Annotated in this window: 19 protein-coding genes; 17 read left to right on the top strand and 2 right to left on the bottom strand. The window is 63.8% G+C overall.

Features of this window, described 5'->3' with window-relative positions:
- The first annotated feature begins 311 nt into the window (after window positions 1-311).
- From EN857_RS32220 to EN857_RS32250, 7 genes are all read left to right on the top strand, one after another.
- Window positions 312-842: a DUF1465 family protein gene (locus tag EN857_RS32220; protein ID WP_127393339.1), complete on the top strand. Its 531-nt coding sequence runs from the start codon at window positions 312-314 to the stop codon at window positions 840-842.
- Between the two features lie 320 nt (window positions 843-1,162).
- On the top strand, window positions 1,163-1,675 hold the full coding sequence (gene ruvC, locus EN857_RS32225; RefSeq protein ID WP_127283756.1) for a crossover junction endodeoxyribonuclease RuvC: 513 nt from the start codon (window positions 1,163-1,165) through the stop codon (window positions 1,673-1,675).
- A gap of 61 nt (window positions 1,676-1,736) precedes the next feature.
- On the top strand, window positions 1,737-1,988 hold the full coding sequence (locus tag EN857_RS32230; RefSeq protein ID WP_127283757.1) for an AbrB/MazE/SpoVT family DNA-binding domain-containing protein: 252 nt from the start codon (window positions 1,737-1,739) through the stop codon (window positions 1,986-1,988).
- Window positions 1,989-1,990: 2 nt separating this feature from the next.
- Window positions 1,991-2,404: a type II toxin-antitoxin system VapC family toxin gene (locus EN857_RS32235; RefSeq protein WP_127283758.1), complete on the top strand. Its 414-nt coding sequence runs from the start codon at window positions 1,991-1,993 to the stop codon at window positions 2,402-2,404.
- Between the two features lie 14 nt (window positions 2,405-2,418).
- Window positions 2,419-3,039: a Holliday junction branch migration protein RuvA gene (gene ruvA / locus EN857_RS32240; protein WP_127283759.1), complete on the top strand. Its 621-nt coding sequence runs from the start codon at window positions 2,419-2,421 to the stop codon at window positions 3,037-3,039.
- A gap of 43 nt (window positions 3,040-3,082) precedes the next feature.
- Window positions 3,083-4,120, top strand: a complete 1,038-nt coding sequence (ruvB, locus tag EN857_RS32245; RefSeq protein WP_127283760.1) for a Holliday junction branch migration DNA helicase RuvB — start codon at window positions 3,083-3,085, stop codon at window positions 4,118-4,120.
- Window positions 4,121-4,250: 130 nt separating this feature from the next.
- Window positions 4,251-5,153 carry a metallophosphoesterase gene (locus EN857_RS32250; protein WP_127393338.1) on the top strand — a complete coding sequence of 301 codons (903 nt, stop codon included), beginning with the start codon at window positions 4,251-4,253 and terminating at the stop codon, window positions 5,151-5,153.
- Window positions 5,154-5,180: 27 nt separating this feature from the next.
- Here the strand turns inward: EN857_RS32250 and EN857_RS32255 are convergent, their stop codons facing one another.
- Window positions 5,181-6,431: a cellulase family glycosylhydrolase gene (locus EN857_RS32255; RefSeq protein WP_128274978.1), complete on the bottom strand. Its 1,251-nt coding sequence runs from the start codon at window positions 6,429-6,431 to the stop codon at window positions 5,181-5,183.
- 52 nt (window positions 6,432-6,483) lie between these two features.
- Here EN857_RS32255 and ybgC point away from each other — a divergent pair, with 52 nt between their 5' ends.
- From ybgC to ftsH, 10 genes are all read left to right on the top strand, one after another.
- Entirely contained in the window at window positions 6,484-6,957 is a 474-nt protein-coding gene (gene ybgC, locus EN857_RS32260; RefSeq protein ID WP_127393784.1) for a tol-pal system-associated acyl-CoA thioesterase, read from the top strand.
- A 287-nt stretch (window positions 6,958-7,244) separates the two neighbouring features.
- Complete coding sequence (tolQ, locus tag EN857_RS32265) at window positions 7,245-7,955, top strand: protein TolQ (RefSeq protein WP_126057874.1); 711 nt, start codon at window positions 7,245-7,247, stop codon at window positions 7,953-7,955.
- A 9-nt stretch (window positions 7,956-7,964) separates the two neighbouring features.
- Window positions 7,965-8,417 carry a protein TolR gene (gene tolR / locus EN857_RS32270; protein WP_126057875.1) on the top strand — a complete coding sequence of 151 codons (453 nt, stop codon included), beginning with the start codon at window positions 7,965-7,967 and terminating at the stop codon, window positions 8,415-8,417.
- 7 nt (window positions 8,418-8,424) lie between these two features.
- Window positions 8,425-9,582 carry a TonB family protein gene (locus EN857_RS32275; protein ID WP_127393783.1) on the top strand — a complete coding sequence of 386 codons (1,158 nt, stop codon included), beginning with the start codon at window positions 8,425-8,427 and terminating at the stop codon, window positions 9,580-9,582.
- 39 nt (window positions 9,583-9,621) lie between these two features.
- Window positions 9,622-10,926 (top strand): Tol-Pal system beta propeller repeat protein TolB, encoded by a 1,305-nt coding sequence (gene tolB / locus EN857_RS32280; protein WP_127283765.1) that lies wholly within the window; start codon window positions 9,622-9,624, stop codon window positions 10,924-10,926.
- Window positions 10,927-10,977: 51 nt separating this feature from the next.
- Window positions 10,978-11,355, top strand: coding sequence for a four helix bundle protein (locus EN857_RS32285; RefSeq protein ID WP_127393193.1), 378 nt, complete (start codon window positions 10,978-10,980; stop codon window positions 11,353-11,355).
- Between the two features lie 232 nt (window positions 11,356-11,587).
- The gene (gene pal, locus EN857_RS32290; RefSeq protein WP_127283767.1) at window positions 11,588-12,094 is read left to right on the top strand and encodes a peptidoglycan-associated lipoprotein Pal; all 507 of its coding nucleotides are present in this window, start codon (window positions 11,588-11,590) and stop codon (window positions 12,092-12,094) included.
- Window positions 12,095-12,373: 279 nt separating this feature from the next.
- Complete coding sequence (ybgF, locus tag EN857_RS32295) at window positions 12,374-13,477, top strand: tol-pal system protein YbgF (RefSeq protein ID WP_127393192.1); 1,104 nt, start codon at window positions 12,374-12,376, stop codon at window positions 13,475-13,477.
- Between the two features lie 55 nt (window positions 13,478-13,532).
- Window positions 13,533-14,933 (top strand): tRNA lysidine(34) synthetase TilS, encoded by a 1,401-nt coding sequence (gene tilS / locus EN857_RS32300; RefSeq protein ID WP_127393191.1) that lies wholly within the window; start codon window positions 13,533-13,535, stop codon window positions 14,931-14,933.
- 125 nt (window positions 14,934-15,058) lie between these two features.
- The gene (ftsH, locus tag EN857_RS32305; RefSeq protein ID WP_127311644.1) at window positions 15,059-16,993 is read left to right on the top strand and encodes an ATP-dependent zinc metalloprotease FtsH; all 1,935 of its coding nucleotides are present in this window, start codon (window positions 15,059-15,061) and stop codon (window positions 16,991-16,993) included.
- A 369-nt stretch (window positions 16,994-17,362) separates the two neighbouring features.
- Here the strand turns inward: ftsH and EN857_RS32310 are convergent, their stop codons facing one another.
- On the bottom strand, window positions 17,363-17,821 hold the full coding sequence (locus EN857_RS32310) for a hypothetical protein (protein WP_127312334.1): 459 nt from the start codon (window positions 17,819-17,821) through the stop codon (window positions 17,363-17,365).
- Window positions 17,822-18,242: the final 421 nt, after the last annotated feature.

Consider the following 18,242-nt stretch of genomic DNA (forward strand, 5'->3'; position numbering starts at 1 on the left):
CGTCGTCGTTAAGGCTTCATTAAGCTTTACGGGCGTTTACTATGCGCATCCAGTGATCTGGATTCTTACCGAGTGGTTGGAGCCACTTTGTTTGACGCCTCCCTGTTAAACTCCTGAGAGCCGCCTTATCCGCGGCTCTTTTTTTGCCCGCAAAGCGGCGCAGTCCGGTCAGGCGTTCGGCGTTAACCGTTTGTTAAACATGTGCTTGCCTTCACCTGCGCCGAAGCGCATTTTCAAGCTCAGTCGTTTAAGGGTGCAGGGCGTTACGGCAAGAGTGCCGATTCGGCTTGCGGCAGTGCAGGGGCGTATCGATGAACGAGCCTTCCAAGGGAAGCGCGAAAACCATCAAATTGGCGGAGCGCCGGGTTTTCTCCCAATCCTTCAAGCCGCTCTACCAGGAGGGCATGGGCCTCGTCGAACAGGCCGCCGAATATCTCGACGGCAAGGGCCGGGCCGAAGCCAAGAAACTGTCACGTACGGCGGCGACGCTCTACGCGGCCGAATCGATGCGGCTGACCACCAGGCTGATGCAGGTCGCTTCCTGGCTGCTTCTGCAGCGCGCGGCGAATTCCGGCGAAATGACCCGCGACCAGGTCGCCTCGGAAAAGTCCAAGGTGCGTCTCGACACCGCTTCCGCGCATGACGAGGCGCTCGGCTGGAGCGAACTGCCGAAGGATTTTCTCGACCTCGTCACCCGCTCGCTGCGCCTGCAGGCGCTGGTGCGGCGCATGGACGAGGAAATCTACGGCAACGCGCTGGTCGACACGCCAGCCGTAGCCCGCCGCGTCAATCCGGTCTCCGACCAGATCAGCCTGCTCAACACCGCCTTTGCCCGCGGCTGATACGGCAGTTTGACAATTCGCTCTGATGGCCATCTAGCGCCGTTTTCTGCGCTTTCCTACAGCGCCGCGCATCCTTTCGGACGCGCAAAGGACGCTGTAGCATTTCTTGATCCTGCGCATCATCCTTTCCGAAAATCGGCTCGATTTTCGGGGTCATGCGCGTAGCTCACGTATTTGAGTACGCTCCGCTCCGGTTCTCGAAAACGACGCTATATGCCTCTCCAGACCGAATTTTGAAGCTGCCTGGGTCCTTGCATCGGTCGTTTCTGGTTTGTTCACATTTTGCTGGCATCGCCCTGCTTCGGAGGTAGACTTCGCGCATGGGGGAAACGATTCGCATCATCGGCATCGATCCGGGGCTGAGGCGCACCGGCTGGGGCATCGTCGAGAGCCTCGGCAATTCGTTGCGCTTCGTCGGCTCCGGCACGGTGCGCTCCGACGACAAGGCGGCGCTGGCGACCAGGCTCTGCCAGCTGCATGACGGGCTGGCCGAGGTGCTGCATCAGGCCATGCCGCACGAGGCTGCGGTCGAGCAGACCTTCGTCAACAAGGATGCGACAGCGACGCTCAAGCTCGGCCAGGCGCGCGGCATCGCCATGCTGGTGCCGGCGCGCGCCGGGCTTGTGGTCGCCGAATATGCGCCCAACGCCGTCAAGAAGGCGGTGATCGGTGTCGGCCACGGCGACAAGAAGCAGATCCATATGATGGTCAAGGTGCTGATGCCGAAGGCGGTGTTCGAGACCGATGACGCGGCGGATGCGCTGGCGATCGCCATCTGCCATGCGCATCACCGGCAAAGCGCCGCCTACCGGATGGCCGCGCTGGCCGGGTAGTTTGTTCTTGACTTGTTCTCGCAGTTGGAATATTTCTTACCGGTAAGAACCGGAGACTCCAATGCGTGTGACCAGCAAGGGCCAGGTGACCATTCCGCGCGACTTGCGCGACACTTTCGGCATTGATGCGAATAGCGAAGTCATCTTCGGCATTGAAGGCGGCAAGATCACCATCACACCCCGACATGACAAGGGACGGCAGGCAGATCGTGAAAGACTCGATCGGTTTCTCGCCGCGCTTGACCGGCTGGAGGGTAGCGGCGACCAGACGATGAACGCCGACGACGTCATGGCCTTGACGCGGGATCGCTGATCTTGGCGACGCTTGTCGACACCAATGTTCTTATCGATGTCGCCGTTCGCGATCCTCTCTGGTTGAAATGGTCGCGGCCGAAAATAGAAACTGCACGCAGGCGAGGCAGCCTGGTCATCAATCAGATCATCTACGCTGAGTTTTCGATCCGCTACGACACGATCGATGATGTCGACAATGTGTTGCCCGAGGATGAGTACCGACGTGAGGGATTGCCGTTCGAAGCTGCCTTCGCGGCGTCGAGAGCATTCTCGATCTATCGTCGGCAAGGGGGACCGCGAGAGAAGGTCATGCCCGATTTTTTGATCGGGGCGCATGCCGCCATCCGGGGTTATCCCATTCTTACTCGCGATCCGGCAGGCTTCAGGAAATACTTTCCGGATGTCGAGCTGATCGCTCCTGACACCCACCCCTAAGAAAGTTCCCGGACATGATCGGCAAGCTGAAGGGCACGCTGGACGAGGTCGACGAGGACTTCTGTGTCGTCGACGTGCATGGCGTCGGCTATGTCGCCCATTGCTCGGCGCGCACGCTGGCCTCGCTGCCGGCGCCCGGCGAGGCGGTGGTGCTGTTTATCGAGACCTATGTGCGCGAGGACATGATACGGCTCTACGGCTTCCAGTCGGCACTGGAGCGCGAATGGTTTCGGCTCTTGATGAACAACGTGCAGGGCGTCGGCGCCAAGGTGGCGCTGGCCATCCTCTCGACGCTGGCGCCGGCCGACCTCGCCAATGCGATCGCCTTGCGCGACATCGCCATGGTGTCGCGCGCGCCGGGCGTCGGCAAGAAGGTGGCCGAGCGCATCGTCACCGAATTGAAGGCCAAGGCGCCGGCATATGCGGGCGCTGCCTCCGGCACGATCGGGCTGAAGCAGGAACTCGGCGAGGGCGTGGCGCCGGCGCCGATCACCGACGCCGTCTCGGCGCTGGTCAATCTCGGCTATTCGCGCGACATCGCCGCCAACGCGGTGTCGGCGGCGCTGAAGTCGGCCGGCGAGGGCGCCGACGCCTCGAAGTTGATCCGCTTCGGCCTGAAGGAACTGGCGCGGTGAGGGGCTGCTTGTTCTGGTCCCTGCCGTATGCAAGGAAAGCGGCATGAACCTTTCGCCCCGCCTCATTGCCCCCGACAAGCGCGGCGAGGATGCCGACCAGACCTTGCGGCCGCAATCGCTTGACGAGTTCGTCGGCCAGGCGGCGGTCAGGGCCAATCTCAAGGTCTTCGTCGACGCCGCCAAGGGTCGAGGCGAGGCGCTCGACCATGTGCTGTTCGTCGGCCCGCCCGGCCTCGGCAAGACGACGCTGGCGCAGATCATGGCGCGCGAGCTCGGCGTCAATTTCCGCTCGACCTCCGGACCGGTCATCGCCAAGGCCGGCGATTTGGCCGCGCTGCTCACCAATCTCGAAGACCGCGACGTGCTGTTCATCGACGAGATCCACCGCCTCAATCCGGCGGTGGAGGAAATCCTCTATCCGGCGATGGAGGATTTCCAGCTCGACCTGATCATCGGCGAGGGGCCGGCGGCGCGCTCGGTCAAGATCGATCTCGCCCGCTTCACGCTGGTTGCCGCCACCACGCGGCTTGGGCTGTTGACCAATCCGCTGCGCGACCGTTTCGGCATTCCGGTGCGGCTCAATTTCTACACGGTCGAGGAGCTGGAGCAGATCGTGCGCCGCGGCGCCCGCATCCTGTCGATGCCGCTCGGCGACGACGGCGCGCTGGAGATCGCCAGGCGGGCGCGCGGCACGCCACGCATCGCCGGCCGGCTGCTGCGTCGCGTGCGTGACTTCGCGTCGGTCGCCGGCGATGGCCATGTCGACCGGCGGATCGCCGACGAGGCGCTGACCAGGCTTGAGGTCGACGGGCTCGGCCTCGACGCGCTCGACCGGCGCTATCTGTCGATGATCGCCCGCAATTTCGGCGGCGGGCCGGTCGGCATCGAGACCATCGCGGCGGGGCTGTCGGAGCCGCGCGACGCCATCGAGGACATCATCGAGCCTTATCTGATCCAGCAGGGCTTCATCCAGCGCACGCCGCGCGGCCGTGTGCTGACGGCCAATGCCTGGCGCCATCTCGGCCTCGAGGCGCCAAAGGATCTGGCGCAGCAGCAGATCAGCCTGTTCCAGGAGGAGTAACGGAGATTTGTTCCCTAGTTGTTTGGGGAACGGCTCGTCTGCGCAAAATCTGCTCGCCGCGGCCAAGCTGAAGGCACAATTGCCGCCTCTAGCTTGATGCAATCGCCATACCAAGGGCCGGGGCGGAGCAATGATCACCAGACGTGGCTTCCTGCGCCTCATCGGCGGCTCGTTCCTGTCGATGGTGTCGCTCAGCGCCTATGCGGTCGGCATCGAGCCGATGCTGTTGACGCATGTGAAGCGCTATTTTCTGACGCCGCCGCATTGGCCGGCGGACCTCAAGCTGCGCGTCGTTGTGTTGGCCGATATCCATGCCTGCCGGCCGTGGATGACGCCCGAGCGGATCGCTTCGCTGGCCGAAGAGGCAAACGAGCTCAAACCGGATGTGATCGTCATGCTTGGTGATTTTCCGGCCGGGACCCGCCTGGTGTCGGATTGGGTGGACGCGTCGGAATGGGCTCCTGCCTTATCCGGGCTGAAGGCGCCGCTCGGTGTCTGGTCGATCCTTGGCAATCACGATTGGTGGGAGGATCGCGCCGCGCAAGCGGCTGGGGCAGGGCCTACGATCTCGCGCAAGGCGCTGGAGCGCGTCGGCATCCCGGTGTTGGAGAACGATGTCGTACGCCTGGAAAAAGACGGGCACGGCTTCTGGCTCGCCGGACTTGCGGATCAACTGGCACTGCGCCCCGGCCGGGCCTGGGGCCGGACCGATTTCAAGGGCCTGGACGATCTCGACGGCACGCTGGCCAAGGTGAGCGACAACGCTCCCATCATCCTGCTCGCGCATGAACCCGACATCTTCCCTAAAGTGCCGTGGCGGGTTTCGCTGACGCTCTCCGGCCACACCCATGGCGGGCAGGTCAGGCTGTTCGGCTATTCGCCGGTCGTGCCTTCCGCCTACGGCAATCGCTTCGCCTATGGCCATGTCGTCGAAAACGACCGCAACCTGATCGTCTCCGGCGGGCTCGGCTTCAGCATCATGCCGGTGCGCTTCGGCATGCGCCCGGAGATCCTGCAAATCGATCTCGGCTAGGACGCGCTGCTGCTCAACCGGCCCTCGTCAGGGCAGCGAGCGGATCGCATCCATCACGGCGGGTTCCGCCTTGTCGCCATTGAAGGCGTCGACGATGCCGAAGGCGCCGCCATAGCCCCATACCGACCAGGAGAAGCCGTGCGCCTCGGCGCGCGCGATCATCTGCCTGACATAGGCGGCGCGGTATTCGGCGGGCATCACATAGCCGTTGCCATATTCCTGGCGGATCATGCCGAACTCGCCGAGCGTGATGTTTTCCGGTCTTATCCCGTTGGCCTTCGCCCATGCTTCGACGGTCTTGAACGGCGCGTCCATGATGGCGAGCAGCTTGTCGTCCGTATCCATGCTGGCGACCTGCTCGTCGAGATAGGCAAGCATGCCGCTTCGCCGCGTCCATGGCGCCTCGGCCCTGATGCGGGCGCGGATCGTGTCCAGCGCCACGTCGAGCTGCGTCTGCGGTACGGCCGTCAGCGGAAAGGGCAGGCCGGTGACATAGCGGATGAAGTCGCCGGCCCAGGTCGCGCCCTGATGGGTGAGCAGGAACGGATCGTAGGAATGGAAGGTCCAGATGATGTTGTCGTCGGCGATCAGCTTCGGGTCGATCCTGGCCAGTGACGCGGCGTTGGAATAGCAGGCGCCGGTGAGGATCAGCGTCAGCCTGGTGGCCGAGGAGCGCGCCGCCGCGAACAGCTTCTTCTGGCGCTCCGGCCACAGATTTGTGCCGTCGCCGTCGCAGTCGACGATCGGCTCGTTCATCGGCTCGAAAGCGACCTGGCCCGGATCCTCGTTTGACAGCGTGCGCGCCATCTTGCGCACCACATCGACATAGGCGTCGAAGGTCCCGGGGTCGTCCATCACCTGCCCCATGCCGGTCTTGCGGTTGCCGCCGGCCGGGATCAGATGCATGTCGACGATCACCTTCAGCCCGGCGCGGTTGATCATGCGCGCGGAGTCCAGCACGCTGGCGTAGAGGTCGTCGCGCAGCGCAAGCGTCTCGTCGGACAGGAAGGGCGAGGGGTCGACCGGCATGCGCAGGAAATCGAAGCCGGCATCCTTCAGCGCCTTGAGGTCATCCTCCTTGAGGAACTTTCGCCATTCCGGATAGGGCAGGATGGCGGTCGGGTCGTTCCATTTCTCCTCGCCGGTCCAGGTCGTCCACTGGTCGAGATTGAGGCCGCGTTTCATCGAGAACGTCGCGGCAGGGGCCGGCAATGCCAAAGCCCCAAACGCCAGCAGTGCCGCCATCAAGGTCTTGATCATCGCGCCCAACAGTGCCATCCGGTTCCAGCGCCGCAACACCTGCCTGCTCGGGCCAGAAAAGGAAAGCGCGATGGACGATCATGGTGAATCGGCGGCGCTCGGCGCGGGCCTTTCCGGCGCGCTGACGGAATTCGGCCATCGGCTGATGGCGCGGGTCTACTATGCCGACACCGATTTCTCAGGCGTCGTCTATCACGCCCGCTATCTCGAATTCTTCGAGCGCGGCCGCTCCGATTATCTGAGGCTCGCCGGCGTCCATCACACCGAGCTTGCCGATGGCAAGCATGGCGAGCGCATCGTCTGGGTGGTCAGGCGCATGGAGATAGACTTCAAAAGTCCCGCCCGCATGGACGACATCCTGACCATCGAGACGCGTACGCAGGATATTTCCGGCGCCCGCATCTACATGGCGCAGCAGCTCAAGCGCGGCGACGAGGTGCTGGTCGAGGCCAAGGTCGAAGCGGCGATCATCGGCGAGAATGGCCGCCCAAGGCGTTTTCCGAGGGAATGGGTCGCGGCTTTCATGCCAAGAGCAGACGGCTGATATCTCTGGTCAGGGCGATCTGGCGGTCACCATCCGCGCCATGACGGGGGCGCGGCAATGCGCCGCGCTTCATATCATAACCCATCCTTAACCATAACGGTTCATGAAGAGATTGGTGAAGATTGGCGGAATCCGAACGCCTTCCTTTCACCAATATTTGCCCCGAAAAGGCCGCGAAACGGTGCATTCGGGGTGATCCCGCAAGCTTCAAGCTCGCGCGAACGGACCACAAGGGATGCCCATGGGCCCAGCCGCCAGCGACGCCCGGAAAATCTAAGGACGTAACCATGGAAAACATCGCACTCGCCGAACCGGGCGCGCATTTATCGATTTGGGCGCTGTTCATGCAGGCCAGCTGGGTCGTCAAGCTGGTCATGATCGGCCTGCTCTGCGCCTCGATCTGGACCTGGGCGATCATCGTCGACAAGCTCGTCGCCTATGGCCGCATGCGGCTGGCGCTGAACCGCTTCGAGCAGGTGTTCTGGTCGGGACAGTCGCTGGAAGAGCTCTATCGCACGCTCGCCGACCGCAAGACCACCGGCATGGGCGCGATCTTCGTCGCCGCCATGCGCGAATGGAAGAAGAGCTTCGAGAAGGGCGCCAAGTCGCCGCTTGGCCTGCAGACCCGCATCGACAAGGCGATGGACCTGGCGCTGACGCGCGAGATGGAGCGGCTGGAGGGACGGCTCGGCTTCCTCGCCACCACCGGTTCGGCCGCGCCCTTCATCGGCCTGTTCGGCACCGTCATCGGTATCATGACCTCGTTCCAGGCCATCGCCGCTTCGAAGAATACCAGCCTGTCGGTGGTCGCACCCGGCATCGCCGAGGCGCTGCTCGCCACCGCCATCGGCCTGCTCGCGGCCATCCCGGCCGTCATCGCCTACAACAAGCTGTCATCCGACGCGAACAAGATCGCCGTGCGCATGGAAGGGTTCTCCGACGAGTTCTCCGCCATACTCTCGCGGCAAATCGATGAAAAAGTCGCGCAGAAGGCCTGAGGTACGATCATGGGTATGTCCGTAGGCATGGCGGGACGCGGCGGGCGCGGCCACAGGCGGCGCGGCCGCCATCACGGCCTGATGTCGGAAATCAACGTCACGCCGATGGTCGACGTGATGCTGGTGCTGCTGATCATCTTCATGGTCGCGGCGCCGCTCTTGACGGTCGGCGTGCCGATCGACCTGCCGGATACGCAGGCCAAGGCGATGAACGTCGACACCCAGCCGATCACCGTCTCGATCAACGCCTCCGGCCAGATCTATCTGCAGGAAACCGAAATCCCGATCGAGGAACTGGTGGCCAAGCTGCAGGCGATCTCCAAGACCGGCTATGACGAGCGCATCTTCATCCGTGGCGACAAGCTGACGGACTACGGCACCGCCATGAAGGTGATGGCCCGCATTTCGGCGGCCGGATACAAGAACATCGGTCTGGTTTCGCTGCAGGAACAGGATCAGTAGAAGCAAGATGAGGACGGGACTCACCACATCGGTGATCTTGCATACGGTAGTGTTGGCCTTCGGGCTGTTCACGCTGTCGTCGCCGCCTGCCATGCCCGCGTCCGATGTCGAGTCGGTGGCGGTCGACATCGTGCCGATGGAGGCCATCGCGCAGACGCTGCAAGGCGACAAGAAAGCGGTGATGCATGACAAGCCGGCGCCGACGCCGACCAAGCGCCCGGACATTGTTCCCGATGCGCAGAAGGTCGGTGAAAACAGCGTCGACACCGACAAGCCGATCACGGACGAGGCCAAGCCGAAGCCGGTCGACCTGACGTCGGCGCCGCCGCCGGCGCCGACGCCGACCGAAAAGCCGAAGCCCGAAGACGCGCCGAAGCCGAAGGAAGCGCCGAAGCCGACGCCGGCGACGGAAGTGGCGCCGGTGCCGCAGCCAAAGGAAGAGGTCAAGCCCGAGCCGGTCAAGCAGGTGGAACCGAAGCCGACGCCGGCCAAGGAGCCGACACCAGCGCCGCAGCCGGACAAGACCGCGGCCATCCAGCCGAAGGAAGAGGTCAAGCCGGACGCCGTCGCCGAGGCCATTGCCCAGGAGCCGCCGACCGAAGAGGCCAAGCTTCCGGACTCCGCGCCCGCGCCCGAGGCGCGGCCGAAGCCGCAGCCGGCCCAGGCCGAGAGCGCCAAGGCGCCGGACCGCAAGGACGCCGACAAGCCGGTCAAGGAAGCGTCGTCGAAGCCGAAGTCGGAAGACAAGCAGTTCAACGCCGACGAGATAACGGCGCTGCTCGACAAGCAGAAGCCTTCCGGTGGCGGCGCCAAGCGCTCGACACAGCAGGCCTCGCTGGGCGGCGAAAAGGATCAGGGCCAGAAACTCTCCAGGTCGGAACAAGGCGCGTTGGAAGATCAGCTCGGCCATTGCTGGACCCTTCCGGTCGGCCTCGAAGGTTCCGAGGATTTCACCGTGGTCGTTCGCTTCAACCTGAACGCCTCCGGTAAGTTGGAAGGCCGCCCGACTATCGAAAAGTCCAGCGGCAACCCCCAGTTCGACGCCAGTGCGGTTCGCGCCGTGCAGAAATGTGATGTCGCCGGGCTGCAGGTGCCCGCCGGCAAGCAGGACATATGGTCCGACGTCCGCGTCAACTTTGATCCGAGAGCGATGCTTGGCCTGTAGCCTGAGCGCCCAAAAAATCAGCAAGAGAAGCGAGAAGACATGAAAGCCATCCTCAAGCCGCTCCTGATGGTCGCCGCAATGGCGATGGGCATGATTTCTGTCGCCACCTTGCCTGCTCGTGCAACCCTCGAGCTCAACGTCAACAGAGGCAATGTCGAGCCGATGCCGATCGCCATCCCCGACTTTCAGGGAGAGCTTGGCGCGCAGATATCGGAGATCGTAACCGCCGATCTGAAACGGTCAGGACTGTTCGCGCCGATCGACAAGGCCGCTTTTGTCGAAAAGATCACCAACCCAGATGCGGCGCCGCGCTACGAGGACTGGAAGGTCATCAACGCGCAGGCGCTGGTGACCGGCAGCGTGAGCAAGGAGGCGGACGGCCGCATCCGCGCCCAGTACCGGCTGTGGGATATTTTTGGCAACACGCAGTTGGCCGGCGAGCAGTTTTTCGCCAACGACGCCAATCAGCGCCGTGTCGCTCATATCATCGCCGATGCGATCTATGAGAAGATTACCGGCGAAAAGGGCTATTTCGACACGCGCGTTGTCTTCATCGACGAATCCGGCGCCAAAAACGCGCGCAAGAAGCGGCTCGCCATCATGGACCAGGACGGCGCCAACGTGCGCTATCTCTCCGACGGCCGCTCGATCGTGCTGACGCCGCGCTTCTCACCGAACCGGCAGGAAATCACCTACATGTCCTATGAGAGCGGCCAGCCCAAGGTCTATCTCCTGCAGATCGAGACCGGGCAGCGCGAGCTGGTCGGCAACTTCCCCGGCATGACGTTCGCGCCGCGCTTCTCGCCCGACGGCCAGAAGGTGATCATGAGCCTGCTGCGCGACGACGGCAATTCCAACATCTTCGCCATGGATCTGAGGAGCCGCTCGACCACAAGGCTGACCAATTCCACCGCCATCGATACCTCGCCGTCCTATTCGCCCGACGGCAGCCAGGTGGTGTTCACCTCCGACCGTGGCGGGCGCGCGCAGATCTATGTGATGGGCGCCGACGGCTCCGGCCAGACCCGCATCTCCTTCGGCGACGGCGTCTATTCGACGCCGGTGTGGTCGCCGCGCGGCGACCTCATCGCCTTCACCAAGCAGACCGGCGGCGAGTTCCAGATCGGCGTCATGAAGACCGACGGCTCGGGCGAGCGCATCCTTTCCTCCGGCTTCCAGCAGGAGGGGCCGACCTGGGCGCCCAACGGCCGCGTGCTGATGTTCTTCCGCGACTCAGCCGGCGGCCCGAAGCTGGTTTCGGTCGACCTCACCGGCCGCAACGAGCAGTCGATCCCGACCTCGAACTTCGCGTCCGACCCGGCCTGGTCGCCGCTGCTGGAGTGAGGGGGAGGGAATTGGGGAATTGGGGAATTGGAGAATTGAAGAACTGAAGAAATGGAGAAGCGGGGAAGCTACGTTGGACGTGCAAGGGACCTGGAGGTCTATAAGCGGGCGTACGCAGTTTCTCTTGAAATTCACAAAGCCACGTTGGCGTTTCCGAGGATCGAGCAATACGCGCTAGCCGATCAGTTGCGTCGCTCGAGCAAGGCCATCTGCGCCAACTTGGCTGAGGGCTTTGCCAAGCAACCTCATTCCAAAGCGGAATTCGCTCGCTTCATTTCAATGGCTATGGGGTCGTGCAGCGAAGTCGAGACATGGATCTCCTACGCGTTCGACCTTGAGTACATCTCTAAGACACAGCTCGACGAGTGGCTACGGTCCTATAATCAGATCTACGGAATGCTGGTGAATCTCAGAGGGTCGCTGAAGTGACCTCTTTTCTCCAGTTCTTCAATTCTCCAGTTCCCCATTTCCCTCTTTTTTCATGTTTTGGCCGCATTTCCGCCTACGGTCCGCGCGCATTGTCGCCCTTGGTAGTGCGTGGGCGTACGGCCGCGGACGGCGGCCTAAAACCAAATATTAACCGTGTTTCTTGAATGCCGGTTAACCCAAACGTGGTTACTGGGTGATCAACGAAATCACTCGAATGCGAAGGAGAGGCGGCATGGGCCGTATCGCAGCACTTACCAGAAACCCGGCCATGATCGCGCTGGTGGCGGCACTCGCCATCACCGGTTGCGCCTCGAAGAAGACCCCGAACAGCGCGGCCGATCTCGGCCTCAATGGCGCAGGCGCCGCTACGCCGGGCTCGGCGCAGGACTTCACCGTCAACATCGGCGACCGCATCTTCTTCGACACCGACTCCTCGTCGATCCGCGCCGACGCGCAGACGACTCTTGGCCGCCAGGCGCAGTGGCTGAACCAGTACAAGCAGTATGCCATCGTCATCGAAGGCCATGCCGACGAGCGCGGCACGCGTGAGTACAATCTGGCGCTCGGCGCTCGCCGCGCCGCCGCCACCCGCGACTTCCTGGTCTCCAAGGGCGTTTCGGCCCAGCGCCTGAAGACGATCTCCTACGGCAAGGAGCGCCCGGTCGCCGTCTGCGACGACATCTCCTGCTGGTCGCAGAACCGCCGCGCCGTCACCACGCTCTCCGGCGCCGGCTCCTGACGCATGACCCCGAAAATCGGATTCGATTTTCGGAAAGGATCATGGGTCAATCCAAAAGTGCCACAGCGTCCTTTGCGCGTCTGACGACGCGCGGCGCTGTGGGCGGCAAAATTGCAACAGATCCATGCGAAAGGCGGCCATTTGGCCGCCTTTTTCATATCCAGCGCCCTGAAACAAAATTTGGCCGAAGTCTCGCGCCCTGCTATGAGCCGAGGGCGCTTGGTCCCACTCGGAATCGGAAGGGCGCAACGGGCTATCAATTTCACGGCGAGAGACATAATGCACTTCAGAACGGTCCTCAGCGGCACGCTTGCGCTGCTGCTCCTATCCAGCATCGCCGCCCCGGCAGCCGGCACCGGGCAGCCTGCCGATAGCGGTTTTTCCTTCCACCTGCCGACCCTTGGCATCTTTGGCGAGAAGAAGAAGCCGGAGCAGCAGCAGGTCGCGCAGCAGGATGGCGCCAGCGCCACCGGCCTGGAAGACCAGCTCAGGCAGATGAACGGCAAGATCGAGGAACTCAATTTCCAGATCCTGCAGATGCAGGAGCAGATCCGCAAGCAGCAGGAAGACAACGAATTCCGCTTCCAGCAGCTCGAGGGCGGCACGCAAGGCGGGCAGCAGCCGGCCAGCCAGAAGAAGTCGGACGCCACGCCGGCTCCCAACAGCGATGGCAATACCGAAAGCGGCACCGACAACAGCGTCGCCGAGGCTCCGGCCAAGCAGGCGCCGGCCGATGCCGGCAATCAGTCGGACGGCGGCCAGAGCGTCGGCGAGGTCATCGTCGAGTCGCAGACCGGCGACCCCGGCAAGGTGATCACCGGCGCGCCGCCGAAGACGTTCGGCACCATCACCGTCGACAAGAACGGCAATGTGGTCAACGCTGACGGCAACACCCAGGCCAGCGCCCCTGCCGAGACCGCACCGGCTGCCCCCGCGCCGGCAACCGACGCCAAGGCTGGCAAGTCCGGCGGCACGGTGGTCGCGGCACTGCCTTCCACCAACGATCCGGACGAGCTTTACCGCAACTCCTACCAGTTCATCCTGTCGGGCGACTATGGCACGGCCGAGCAAGGTTTCCGCGATCACATCAGCCGCTTCCCGAAGGATACAAAGGCGGCGGACGCTCATTACTGGCTGGGTGAGTCGCTGCTCGGGCAGCAGAAATATCGCGACGCGGCCGAGGTCTTCCTCGCCGCCAGCAAGGACTACCCGAAGGCCAAGAAGGCGCCCGACATGCTCCTGAAGCTCGGTGTGTCGCTGGTCGGGCTGAAGCAGAACGACGTGGCGTGCGCCACTTTCGGCGAGATCGGCAAGCGCTACCCCGATATCTCCAGCGCGCTCAAGGAGCGGGTCAAGCAGGAACGGGCGCTCGCGGCGTGCTAGCTCCTTTGCATGTCGTCGTCCCAAAGCCGGGACCTGTTTCGGACGACATGCGGTGATGCTCGACGCCGAGCCTGACCTTTCGGAACGGCTTTTTTCTGATATCGATTTTTCTGACGGCGCCGTTGTAGCCGTGTCCGGCGGCAGCGACTCGACCGCCCTTCTCATCCTCCTCAAGACCCATCTCGACCGCGTCGCGCCTGCGACCAGGCTGCTGGCGGTGACAATCGACCACGATCTGCGGCAAGGCTCGGCGGCGGAAGCGCGCGAAGTGGCCAGGCTTTGCGCCGAGCGCGGCATCGCGCACCGCACCCTCGTCTGGTCGGGCAAGAAGCCGTCGTCCGGCCTGCCCGCCGCTGCGCGCGAGGCGCGCTACCGGCTGCTGGCCGAGGCGGCGCAAGCGGAAGGCATTGGCCTCATCCTCACCGGCCACACCGCCGACGACCAGGCCGAAACGGTGCTCATGCGGCAAGCGCGTGAACAAGGGGGCCGTGAAGAGGCGCGACGTGAAAAGGAGATCGACGACGAGGGCGGGCGCGGCGTTGCCGGAATGGCGCCGGCTACGCTCCACGACTGGCAACGCTGGATCGTCAGGCCGCTGCTTGGCACGCGGCGCGCGGCGCTGCGCGAAGTGCTGCGCCGCCGCAACATCGCCTGGGCCGAGGACCCGACCAATCTCGATCGGCATTTCGAGCGGCCGCGCGTCAGGGCCACACTTGCCGGCGACGACGGCGCGCGGCGGTTCGCGGAGGCGATGGCGTCGGCCGGGCAGGCCGCCGCCAGCCGTGAAGAGCTTGGCCGGCGCGCCGCCCTGCTGATCCGCGATCTTGCCAGCATGGCGGCCCAGGGCCTCGTTCGCCTCGATCCGGCCTTCGCCGCGCTCGGCGACGTTGCGAGTGCTGTCTATGCCTTGCGCATTCTGCTCGCGACGATCGGCGGCGTTTCCTTCCTGCCGGACGCGGCCCGCAGCCAGGCGCTGTTCGATCGACTTCGGGCCGGATCGCTTTGCGCCACATTGTCGCGGACGGTGCTCGATGCACGGCGTTCCGGCATCTTCCTGCGCCGGGAGTCGCGCGGTTTGCCAGAGCTGGCGCCGGCCGCCAGCGAGGGCCTCTGGGATGGTCGGCGGCGGATCACATTGGCCGACAGGGAAAGCCGATTGTTGATCGCGCCGCTGGGCACGGCGGCCGCGGCAAAGCGGACCGTCGCCGAGGACGGCACGCCGCCGAGCCTTGCACGTGCAGCCCTTGCCGCCGAGCCCGCGCTGTGGCTCGGGGCGGAATGCCTCGGCTTTCCAGGCGAGGCTGGGGTGCCGCCGCAGGTCGGGATCGCTCCCGTCGTGGCGCCGTTCGCGCGCTTCCTGCCGTCCTTCGATCTTGCGCCCGCCGCCGCCGTGGCCCGGCTGATCGGCGCGCCGCCGCTCCCGGCCTTGCCTTTCCACGGCCACAGTGCCGGCTGATGGTTGGGCGAAAGCTTAACCCACACGTGCTGTTATGCTTGGCAAGGGGAGGCGCTCTCCCTATGTTAGGCCCAAGCTTCCTCAGATCATGCGTGTCCGTCCGCGGACGCCCAACGGGACAATAGATGAATCCGAATTATCGCAACCTCGCGCTCTGGGCGATCATAGCGGTCCTGCTCATCGCCCTGTTCAACCTGTTCCAGACGCCGCAGACGCGCGGCGCCTCGAGCGAGGTCGCCTATTCGCAGTTCCTGCAGGATGTCGCGGCTGGACGGGTCAAGACGGTGACCATCGCCGGCGCCCGTATTTCCGGCACCTACACCGACAGTTCGACCGGCTTCCAGACCTATTCGCCCGGCGATCCGTCGCTGGTGTCGCGGTTGCAGGACAAGAACGTCACCATCAACGCCCGGCCTGAATCCGACGGTTCCAACTCGCTGTTCGGCTACCTGATCTCGTGGCTGCCGATGATCCTGATCCTCGGCGTCTGGATATTCTTCATGCGCCAGATGCAGTCCGGCTCCGGACGCGCCATGGGCTTCGGCAAGTCGAAGGCCAAGCTTCTGACCGAGGCGCATGGCCGCGTCACCTTCCAGGACGTCGCCGGCGTCGACGAGGCCAAGGAAGACCTGGAAGAGATCGTCGAGTTCCTGCGCGACCCGCAGAAGTTCCAGCGCCTCGGCGGCAAGATCCCGCGCGGCGTTCTGCTCGTCGGCCCTCCCGGCACCGGCAAGACGCTGCTTGCCCGCTCGGTCGCCGGCGAGGCCAACGTGCCGTTCTTCACCATCTCCGGCTCGGACTTCGTCGAGATGTTCGTCGGCGTCGGCGCATCCCGCGTCCGCGACATGTTCGACCAGGCCAAGAAGAACGCGCCTTGCATCATCTTCATCGACGAAATCGACGCTGTCGGCCGCCATCGCGGCGCAGGGCTGGGCGGCGGCAATGACGAGCGCGAGCAGACGCTGAACCAGTTGCTGGTCGAGATGGACGGCTTCGAGTCCAACGAAAGCATCATCCTGATCGCCGCCACCAACCGGCCCGACGTGCTCGACCCGGCGCTGCTGAGGCCCGGCCGCTTCGACCGCCAGGTGGTGGTGCCGAACCCCGACATCGTCGGCCGCGAGAAGATCCTCAAGGTGCATGTGCGCAACGTGCCGCTGGCGCCCAATGTCGACCTCAAGGTGATCGCGCGGGGCACGCCCGGCTTCTCCGGCGCCGACCTGATGAACCTCGTCAACGAATCCGCCCTGATGGCGGCGCGGCGCAACAAGCGCCTCGTCACCATGGCCGAATTCGAGGACGCCAAGGACAAGATCATGATGGGCGCGGAGCGCCGCTCGTCGGCGATGACGCAGGCCGAGAAGGAGCTCACCGCCTATCACGAGGCCGGCCATGCCATCCTGGCGCTCAACGTGCCGACGGCCGACCCGCTGCACAAGGCGACGATCATCCCGCGCGGCCGCGCGCTGGGCATGGTCATGCAGCTGCCGGAAGGCGATCGCTATTCGATGAGCTACAAGTACATGGTCTCGCGCCTCGCCATCATGATGGGCGGCCGTGTCGCCGAGGAGTTCAAGTTCGGCAAGGAGAACATCACCTCCGGCGCCTCCTCCGACATCGAGCAGGCGACCAAGCTGGCGCGCGCCATGGTCACGCGCTGGGGCTTCTCCGACAAGCTCGGCCATGTCGCCTATGGCGACAACCAGGAAGAGGTCTTCCTCGGCCATTCAGTGGCGCGCACGCAGAACATCTCGGAAGAGACGGCGCAGATCATCGACGCCGAGGTGCGCCGGCTGATCGACGACGCCTATTCGACGGCCAAGGCCATCCTGACCAAGAAGAAGAAGGAATGGATCGCGCTGGCGCAAGGGCTGCTCGAATACGAGACGCTGACCGGCGAAGAGATCAAGCAACTGATCGCCGGCCACAAGCCGGCCCGCGACCTCGGCGACGATACGCCGCCCAGCCGCGGCTCGGCCGTGCCGAAGGCCGGCACCGGCGGCCGCCGCAAGAAGGGCCCGGAGCCCGAAGGCGGCATGGAGCCGCAGCCGCAGGGCTAGAGCAATTCCAGGAAAAGTGTGTAACGGTTTTCCGTCCGGAATTGCGTCGAAACAAATAGTTAGCGCGGTTCGGCGATTCCATGAAACGCTGAACCGCTCTAGTCGAGATCAGAGCGCTTTGCCGTTTCAGGGAACGCAGAAGCGCTCTATTCTTTGGTTTCGGCTTCGCACGACGCGTTGTGAATCAGGAGACGCGCCGGATGTACATTGGAGCGTCATCCTCGGGCCTGTCCCGAGGACCAGCAACGCAACCGGGTTGGCGGTTTCCAACTCCGTCGCCCAGATGTCGCACGACAGCAGATCCTCGGGACAGGCCCGAGGATGACGGCCTGGCGGCTGTGGAATCGCTTTATCCGCCGTATCCGTTTTTTATGATTCAGCTTTCAGCCGCGCATTGCACAGGCTGTAATAGCCGCCGCCCTTCTGGATCCAACGAAGGCCGTTCAACGTACCTGCCTCCTTGTTGCCGTGGTACCCCTGCAGGCAGGTCTTCATCCGCGCCTTCGCGGGCTTTTCGGTCTTGAACTCGGCGGCCAGCGTGGTCGGGAATGTCACGCCCGCCGGCGCTACGGTGGGCGCGACCGCCGCGCTGGTTTCCTTTTTCGGCTGCGGCTCGGTTTTGACCGTATCCGTGCTGACACTCTCCGCAACGGGCATCGCACATTTCTCCTTGCGGAAGGCGGCCCAGTCCATGCCGTTCAGAGTGCCGCCTTCCTTGGCTGCGCGATAGGTCTCTCCGCATTCCTTCATCGTCAGTGCGCTTGCAGGGGCGACGCCCCACGCAACCAATGCCGTCACAGCCAATACCGCCAATTTCAAACTAGACATAAGACCCTCCGGGTTGCTAACGAGATCGATGTCTTTTTGTATACTGTTTGTTCTGTATATGTTCAATCGGAATTTTGCGAGCGACTATAAAGCTGGCGGTGGAAGTGTGGGCGGGTTGACGATGCCGATCGCTCCCGCGAGATGCAGATGCGAGCAAGGCCGGCACCGGCGGGCGCCGCAAGAAAGGCGGCATGCGGCCCCAGCCGCAGGGGTGAGGATGAGCGAATACCTACCAAAAGCGCCGCGGCTGGTCGGTGGCGTTTTTGCTTTTGACCCGCTCTCTTTTCATAAGTCGGCGCTGCCCCTCATCGCCCTGCCGGGCACTTCTCCCCGTATAGTGACGGGGAGAAGGGGCTGGTGTCCGAACCGGATAGATAGGTAACAGAATGGACCGATTGCATAGGTGACAGTTTTCTCCCTC

The organism is Mesorhizobium sp. M4B.F.Ca.ET.214.01.1.1 (assembly GCF_004791545.1).
Taxonomy (GTDB): Bacteria; Pseudomonadota; Alphaproteobacteria; order Rhizobiales; family Rhizobiaceae; genus Mesorhizobium; species Mesorhizobium abyssinicae.